The following is a 5161-nucleotide window of genomic DNA, read 5'->3' as shown; positions in this document are numbered from 1 at the left end:
CCTCAGTGCACAGTCGTGCACTGAGGCGCTCCGGAGGATCTCAGTCCTCGGTCGACTCCGCGTCGGCTGCAACCTCGTCAGCGGCAACCTCGTCGGCAGCAGCCTCCACAGCCGCAGCCTCGGCCTCGGCCTCGGGGTCACCGATGGTGCCGTCGGGGCGCAGGTTCTTCAGCTCCACGACGTTGCCGGAGCCGTCCTTGACGACGGCACCCTCGACCAGCTGGGCGAGCGCCTTGCCGCGGCGGATCTCCTGCACCATGTCGGGCACGTGGTTGTGCTCGAGCATGTGGTTGACGAACTCCTGCGGGTCCTGGCCGGACTGCTGTGCGCGCCGCACCATGTGCTGGGTCAGCTCGCCCTGGTCGACGCCGATCTCGCCCTTGTCGGCGATCTCGTCGAGCAGGAACTGCGCGGCGACCGAGTCGCGGACCCGGCGCTCGAGGTCGGCCTCGAACTCCTCCTGGGTCTGGCCCTCGTCCTCGAGGTAGGCGTCCAGCGTCATGCCGGCGTAGGCGAGCTGCTGCTCGACGCTCTGGCGCCGGGCGTTCAGCTCCTCGGTCACGATCGACTCGGGAAGCGGGATCTCGACCTTCTCGAGCAGCGCCTCGAGCACGGCGTCGCGAGCGGCAGCGGCCTGCTCGAGCCGCTTGCCGCGGGTGAGCCGCTCCCGCACGTCGGCCTCGAGCTCGGCGAAGGTGTCGAACTCGGACGCCATCTGCGCGAAGTCGTCGTCGAGCTCCGGGAGCTCCTGCTCCTGCACCTGGCTGACGGAGACCGCCACCTCGACGTCCTCGCCCACCAGGTCGCCGTTGACGAGCTGGGACGTGAAGACCTTCTCCTCGCCGGCGGAGATGCCGGTGAGCGCCTCGTCGAGGCCGTCGATCATCCCGCCACGACCGACCTGGTAGGAGAACCCGGTGATCTCGGCACCCTCCACGGCCTCGCCGTCCTTGGTCGCCTTGAGGTCGAGCACGACGAAGTCGCCGTCCTGCGCCGCGCGCTCGACGTCGAGCAGCGTGGCGAACCGGGTGCGGAGCGCGTCGACCTGCTCGGTGACGTCCTCGTCGGTGACCTCGACGTCCTCGACCGTCGCCTCGAGACCGTCGGTCTCGGGCACCGTGATCTCGGGCTTGATGTCCACCTCGGCGGTGAACTCGAGGGGGCCCTCGTCGTCGTACTTCACGACCTCGACGTCGGGCTGCGCCAGCGGGGTCAGGTCGTTGGCCTGGAGCGCCTCGACGTACTTGGTGCCGAGGATGTCGTTCAGGGCCTCTTCGCGGGCGGCGCCGGGGAACTGGCGCTCGATGATCTGCGGTGGCACCTTCCCCTTGCGGAACCCGGGGATGTTGATCTGCTGAGCGATCTTCTGGTACGCCGCGTCGAGGCTCGGCTTGAGCTCCTCGAAGGGCACCTCGACGGTCAGCTTGGCCCTGGTCGGGCTCAAGGTCTCGACGGCGCTCTTCACAGGCTTGTTCTCCTTCAGTAAGTATCAGTGGTGCGTCGGGGCGACAGGACTCGAACCTGCGATCTCCTGCTCCCAAAGCAGGCGCGCTAGCCACTACGCTACGCCCCGGCAAGATGCTCCCGGCGACGTCCATCTGGGGTCGTCGGAGGCTCCTTGGAGCGGATGACGGGAATCGAACCCGCGTAGCCAGTTTGGAAGACTGGGGCTCTACCATTGAGCTACATCCGCGCACGTGCAAACGCGGGTGTCATCGTGCCACAAGGCAGGTCGCCCGCCCCAAACGAGCGGCCCCTGTGGACGCCCCCGGTCAGCGTCGGTGGACGAGCAGGAGCGCCCGGTCGTCGTCGCGGGAGCCGACCTTCGCGGCCAGCCGCTCCGCCAGCCCGTCGACGGAGTGACGGAACAGGTGCTCGGCGGCGCCGAGCATCTCGTCGATGCCCAGCTCGATGTCGCGACGCGGCTCCTCGACCATGCCGTCGGTGTAGAGGAGCAGCACGTCGCCCGGGCCCAGCCGTCCCCGTGCGGGCTCGTAGGACACCCCCTCGATGAGGCCGAGCACCGGTCCCTCGGTGGCGATCACCCGCCAGCGCCCGGAGCCGGCCGACCGATGGACCGGCGGCGGGTGGCCGGCCGTCCGCAGCTCGTAGTCACCGGTCACCAGGTCGAGCGAGAGGTGGACGGCGGTCGCGAACCCCTCGTCCCAGTCGCGTTGGAGGAGGTAGTGGTTGGCCGCCGGCAGGAAGCGGTACGGCGGCAGCGCCTCGAGCAGGCCGCCCATCGCACCGGACAGCTGGAGCGCCCGGGTGCCCGCTGCCTCTCCCTTGCCGGACACGTCGACCACCGCGACCTCGAGATGCGTGCCGCCCTCCCGGGTGGCCGCGACGACGAAGTCGCCGGCGAACGGCGAGCCGCCGGCCGAGGACATCGCCGACTCCACCAGCCAGTTGTCCGGCAGGTGCGGGATGGTCCCCTGCGCGAGGATCCGGTCACGGAGGTCGACGAGCATCGACTCGCCCCGGCGCCCGCCGATGCCGAGCACGCTGCGCCGCAGGCTGATGGACAGCACGAAGATGCAGACCAGGAACAGGATCACGAGGGCGGCGATCGTGCGGGTGGTGTGCTCGGGCTGCAGCGCTCCCGCGATCGCGACCATCACGATCACGAACGCGACGAACCAGACCAGGGTCCGCGGGCGCAGGATCAGGGCGCCCACCAGCAACGGCACGTTCAGAGCGGTGAACGGGAACGTCTCCGGCATGGCCGCGACGCCGACCACGATGCCGGCCGCGAGCACGGCAAGGCCCAGCGCGAGCCACTGGTCGGGGGTGGGACGCCGCACGAGGGGCCGGCTCACGACGCCGCCCTCGAGCGGAAGACCGGCTGGCACCGGCTGCACCAGAACAGGTTGCGGCCGTTGAGGACGGCGCTGCGCACGGCCCGGCCGCAGACGTGGCAGGGCTGTCCGGCACGGCGGTAGATGTAGACCTCTCCCCCGTGGTCGTCGACCCGCGGCGCCCTCCCCATCGCCTCCGGCGTGTGCTCGGGCCGCACCGTGTCGATGGTCCCCGTGCGCACGCCCTCGGCCATCAGCGCCACCAGGTCGTCCCACAGGGCCCGCCACTGACCGGGCCGCAGCGTCCGCCCCGGACGGAGCGGGTGGATCCGGTGCCGGAACAGGAGCTCGGCGCGGTAGACGTTGCCGACGCCCGCGAGGACGGTCTGGTCCATGAGCAGGGTGCCGATCGGTGCCGAGCTGCGGCCGATCCGGTTCCAGGCGAGCGCCGGGTCGGCGTCCGGACGGAGCGGGTCCGGGCCGGAGCGGTCGACCACCGCGTCGCGCTCGGCCGTCGTGGCGAGTGCACAGGTGGTGGCGCCGCGGAGGTCGGCGTACGCCTTGCCGTCGGTGCGGACCAGGCGCAGCCGCACCTGGCCGACCGGCAGCGGCACCTCGTCCACCAGGTCGTGGACGTCGAAGGTGCCGTAGAGGCCCAGGTGGACGTGCACGTAGCGGCCGGCGCCGAAGTCGATGAACAGGTGCTTCCCCCAGGCCTCAGCGTCGAGCAGCTCGGCGCCGTCGAGCAGGGCGGCCGCGTCGGCGAACCGGCCCTGGGGGCTGCCGACGCGCACCGTCTGGCCGCCGAAGACCTCGGTGAGCTCCCGGGCGAGACGGTGGAGGGTGTGTCCCTCAGGCATCGTCGGCCGGCCCGGAGGGGGTCGACTGGGCCGAGGCGGGGAGCGGGGGGAGCTGTCCGGTCGATTCGTACGACGTCATCTGGCCGATCCGGCGCACGTGCCGCTCGTCTCCCGGGAACGGCGTGGCGAGGAAGACCTCGACCAGCCGGGTCATCTCGTCGAGCGGGTGCATCCGTCCACCGACGGCGACCACCCAGGCGTCGTTGTGCTCGCGGGCGAGGGAGGCCGTCTCCTCCGACCAGGCGAGCGCCGCGCGGATGCCCTTGACCTTGTTGGCGGCGATCTGCTCGCCGTTGCCGGAGCCGCCGATCACCACGCCGAGGCTGTCGAGCCCGGCGGCCCGGTCGGCGGCCACGCCCTCGGCCGCACGGAGGCAGAACACCGGGTAGTCGTCGACCGCGTCGTACACGAAGGGACCGTGATCGACCGGCTCGTAGCCGTGCTCGGTGAGCCACCCGATCAGGTGGCTCTTGAGCTCGAGGCCGGCGTGGTCGCAACCGAGGTGCACGCGCATGGCGGTCATCCTCTCACCGGCTCCTGCCCGCGCGCAGCGGGACCGTCGGCCGTGATCTCAGAAGTGATGCAGACGACGCGCGGCCTCGGCGACCGAGCCGCTCATCGACGGATAGACCGTGAACGCCTGGGCCAGCTGGTCGGCCGTGATCGACTCCGCGACCGCGAGCGAGATCGGGTGGATCAGCTCGCTCGCGCGGGGGCCGACGACCACGCCGCCGACGACGATGCCGGTGCCCGGGCGACAGAAGATCTTCACGAAACCGTCGCGCACGCCCTGCATCTTCGCCCGGGCGTTGCCCGACAGCGGCAGCATCACCGTCTCCGCCTGGATCTCGCCGGCGTCGATCGCCTGCTGCGACCACCCCACGGTCGCGATCTCGGGCGCGGTGAAGACGTTCGACGAGACCTGCTTGAGGTCGAGCGGTGCCACCGCGTCGCCGAGGAAGTGCCACATCGCGATCCGGCCCTGCATCGCGGCGACCGACGCCAGCATCAGCACGCCGGTGCAGTCGCCGGCCGCGTAGACCCCGCGCGCCGACGTACGGGACACGCGGTCGACCTTGATGAAGCCACCGTCGTCCAGGACCACCCCGGCCTCGACGAGGCCCAGGTCCGCGGTGTTCGGCACCGAACCCAGGGCCAGGATGCAGTGGGAGCCCTGCACCTCGCGGCCGTCGGTCAGCCGCACGGTCACGACGTCGGCGGACCGGGTGACCGACTCCATCCGCGACTGCGAGAGCACCTTCATGCCGCGCCGGGTCAGGACGTCCTCGAGCACCTGGGCGGCGTCGGCGTCCTCGCCGGGGAGCACCCGGTCGCGGGACGACACCAAGGTGACCGGGATGCCGAGCGCGAGGTAGGCGCTGGCGAACTCGGCGCCGGTCACACCGGAGCCCACCACGATCATCTCGGTGGGCTCGTCGGTGAGGTCGTAGACCTGCTCCCAGGTCAGGATCCGCTCGCCGTCGGGCATCGCACTCGCCAGCG

At 71.2% G+C, this 5161-nt stretch carries 5 protein-coding genes and 2 tRNA genes; all 7 read right to left on the bottom strand.

Annotation, left to right across the window (positions count from 1 at the left end; genetic code table 11):
• Window positions 1-40: 40 nt before the first annotated feature.
• On the bottom strand, window positions 41-1465 hold the full coding sequence (gene tig, locus H0488_RS19975) for a trigger factor (protein ID WP_183100982.1): 1425 nt from the start codon (window positions 1463-1465) through the stop codon (window positions 41-43).
• 35 nt (window positions 1466-1500) lie between these two features.
• Window positions 1501-1573, bottom strand: a tRNA-Pro gene (locus H0488_RS19970).
• A 46-nt stretch (window positions 1574-1619) separates the two neighbouring features.
• Window positions 1620-1693: transfer RNA gene (locus H0488_RS19965), tRNA-Gly, on the bottom strand.
• 79 nt (window positions 1694-1772) lie between these two features.
• The gene (locus H0488_RS19960) at window positions 1773-2819 is read right to left on the bottom strand and encodes a PP2C family protein-serine/threonine phosphatase (protein WP_312856450.1); all 1047 of its coding nucleotides are present in this window, start codon (window positions 2817-2819) and stop codon (window positions 1773-1775) included.
• Window positions 2816-3658, bottom strand: a complete 843-nt coding sequence (locus tag H0488_RS19955; RefSeq protein ID WP_183100981.1) for an Fpg/Nei family DNA glycosylase — start codon at window positions 3656-3658, stop codon at window positions 2816-2818. The genes H0488_RS19960 and H0488_RS19955 overlap by 4 nt, the downstream gene beginning before the upstream one ends.
• A complete protein-coding gene (locus H0488_RS19950; RefSeq protein WP_183100980.1) occupies window positions 3651-4172 on the bottom strand; it encodes a ribose-5-phosphate isomerase in 522 nt (173 codons plus the stop codon). Before H0488_RS19950 ends, H0488_RS19955 begins: the two co-directional genes overlap by 8 nt.
• Window positions 4173-4229: 57 nt before the next feature.
• The coding region (locus H0488_RS19945) for an NAD(P)H-quinone dehydrogenase (protein WP_246372558.1) at window positions 4230-5161 on the bottom strand (932 nt) is incomplete at its 5' end.

This window comes from Nocardioides pelophilus, from assembly GCF_014180685.1.
GTDB classification, from domain to species: Bacteria; Actinomycetota; Actinomycetes; order Propionibacteriales; family Nocardioidaceae; genus Nocardioides; species Nocardioides pelophilus.
The sequence above is the reverse complement of the archived record's forward strand: the minus strand, read 5'-3'. Positions and strand labels throughout refer to the sequence as shown.